The sequence below is a fragment of the Cellulomonas iranensis NBRC 101100 = JCM 18110 genome (genome assembly GCF_001552375.1).
GTDB lineage: Bacteria > Actinomycetota > Actinomycetes > Actinomycetales > Cellulomonadaceae > Cellulomonas > Cellulomonas iranensis.
The window spans coordinates 1-2,702 of record NZ_BCRB01000170.1 but is presented as its reverse complement, the minus strand read 5'-3'; the positions used below and the strand labels follow the sequence as shown (position 1 = coordinate 2,702).

Sequence of the window (2,702 nt, the reverse complement as noted above, 5' to 3'; positions counted from 1 at the left end):
GAGCCGGTGCGCGGGACGAGTGGCTCGGCCGCGCCGAGCTGCCCCCGGCCGAGCGAGGCGCGCGCGCCGGGCGCACGAGCAGCACGCGAGGCCGCGTCGACGGTCCGCGCGACCGGGACGCGTCGCGCCGCGACGACGCGTGGGGTGACGCGCGACGCCCCCGCACGGACCGACGGGACGTGCGTCCCGACGCCCCGCGCGGCACCCGCTCCGACGCCCGCGCCGGCCTGGCCGAGGGCAGCGGCCGGGGACGTCCGGGCGGTGACCGCCGACGTCGCCCCGACGCACCCGGCGTCGGTCGTCCGGAGCAGCCCCGTGGCTCGCGTCCCGACGCGTCCCGAGGCGCTCGCGCGGGCTCGACGCGCGGTGCCGTCCCGGACGCTCCCCGCGTCGGACGCGCCGACGCAGCCCGGGGCGGCCGCGTCGGCTCCGCGCGCGACGTGCCCCGTCCCGACCGCACCCGCGCGTCGGCCGCGCCGCCCGTGACGCGCGTCGAGCTCACGTACCTCCCGGGCCTGCGCGAGGTGCTGCTCGACGAGGTCGCGCAGGTCCTGCCGGGCGCGCGCGACGTGCACGACGTGCCCGACCGGGACGACGCGCTCGCGCTGACCCTGCCCGGTGCGCTCGCGGGCGTCACGGCGCTGCGGACCGCGGTGGCCGCGTGGGTCGTCGTGCACCTCGACGTGCCCCGGCCGCGGTCGTTCTCGAGCCCCGAGCACCTGCGCCGCGTGGTCGACGCGATGTACGCGTCGCTGCGCGTCGGCGGGTCGTCGTCGTTCCGGTTCGAGGCGGCGGGCGCCGACTCGGCGACGTTCCTGCGGCTCGCGGACCTGCTGCGGGAGGCCACCGGGCTGCTGCACGACCCGGCGGGCGGCGACCTCGTCGTCCGTGTGCGCCGCGGCCGACGCACCGGCGACGCCGACCCCGGCTGGGACGTCCTCGTGCGCGTCGGACCGCGGCCGCTGTCCGCACGGACGTGGCGCGTCGCCGACTTCCCGGGCGCGGCCAACGCGACGATCGCGGCGGCCGTCGCGCGGCTCGCGGGGCTGCGCGACGAGGACCGCGTCGTCAACCTCATGGCCGGGTCCGGCACGCTGCTGGTCGAGCGGCTGCTGGCGGGGCCCGCGGCGGCGTCCGTCGCGGTCGACCTCGACGCGGACGCGCTCGCGGCGGCGCGGTCGAACCTCGAGGCCGCGCGACTGCTCGCGCGCCCGCCGCGTCCGGTGCTCGTGCAGGCCGACGCGACCGACCCCGAGGCGCTCGCCGCGGCGGTCGCCGAGCCGCTCGGCGGTCTCGCCGACGTGGTCCTGGCCGACCCGCCGTGGGGCACGTTGCACGGCTCGCACGCCGACGCGCCGCGCGTGCACGCCGGCCTGCTGCGCGCCGCCCACGCGGTCGCCGCGCCGGGCGCGCGGCTCGTGGTGCTGACGCACGAGGTGAAGGTCATGGAGCGCGTCGTGCGCGAGACGGCCGACCTGTGGACGCCGCGGTCCGTGACGCGTGTCTTCGCGAAGGGCCACCACCCGCGCATCCACGTGCTCGACCGCGTCTGACGCCGACGGTGCGACGCCACGTCGCACCGTCGGCGTCCGCACCTGGACGCGCCGACCCCGCGATCTGTCGTGCGGCGTGGTGCCGACCCCGTGATCGGTGGTGCGGCGTGGTGCCGACCCCGTGATCGGTCGTGCGGCGTCGTGCCGGTGCGCGACAGATGACGGGGCAGCGGGTCTCTCGCCCAGTGCGCGGGACCGGTCGGACCGAGGGCCGCGAGCAGTGCTGAAACGGTTCGAGGGGTCGCTTCCACGGACGTCGAACCGCACCGTGGACGGGCCCACCCGGCGGCCCGTCGTCACCCGCGCACCGTCGCGACCCGTGACCGCGACCCGGTCGCCGCCCGGACCATCCCGAGGAGACACCCATGCCCACCCGTACCCGCGGCCGGCTCGGCGCGCTCGCCCGGCTCGGTCGCCTGGCGCTCGCCGTGCCGCTCGCGCTCGCCGTGACGGGCGTCGTCGCGTCGTCCGCGAGCGCGCACGGCTCCGTCACCGACCCGCCGACCCGCAACTACGGCTGCTGGGAGCGGTGGGGCGACGACCACCTCAACCCGCAGATGGCCCAGCTCGACCCGATGTGCTGGCAGGCGTTCCAGGAGAACCCGCAGACGATGTGGAACTGGAACGGGCTGTACCGCGAGGGGGTCGGCGGGCAGCACCAGGCCGTGATCCCCGACGGGCAGCTCTGCTCGGGCGGTCGCACGCAGAACGGTCTGTACGCGTCGCTCGACGAGGTCGGTCCGTGGGTCGCGAAGCAGGTGCCGACGACGTTCACGCTGACGCTCACCGACGGCGCCAAGCACGGTGCCGACTACCTGCGGATCTACGTCTCCAAGCCGGGCTTCGACCCCACCACCGAGGCGCTCGGCTGGGGTGACCTCGACCTCGTCAAGGAGACCGGCCGCTACGGCACCACCGGGCTCTACCAGACCGACGTCGACCTGACCGGCCGCTCGGGCCGCGCGGTGCTGTTCACGATCTGGCAGGCCAGCCACCTCGACCAGCCGTACTACCTGTGCTCGGACATCCAGATCGGTGGCGGTGGTTCGACGCCGACCCCCACGCCCACGCCGACCCCGACTCCGACCCCGACCCCGACCCCGACGCCGACGCCCACGCCGACGCCGACGCCCACGCCGACGCCGACCG

The 2,702-nt window shown here is 77.3% G+C and carries 2 protein-coding genes; both read left to right on the top strand.

What is annotated here, in order from left to right; translation table 11 throughout:
* Positions 1 to 440 precede the first annotated feature (440 nt).
* Positions 441 to 1,553, top strand: a complete 1,113-nt coding sequence (locus tag CS2_RS18070) for a class I SAM-dependent methyltransferase (protein ID WP_070321002.1) — start codon at positions 441 to 443, stop codon at positions 1,551 to 1,553.
* Positions 1,554 to 1,918: 365 nt separating this feature from the next.
* A partial coding sequence (locus CS2_RS18065) for a lytic polysaccharide monooxygenase auxiliary activity family 9 protein (protein WP_070321001.1) occupies positions 1,919 to 2,702 on the top strand: 784 nt, incomplete at its 3' end.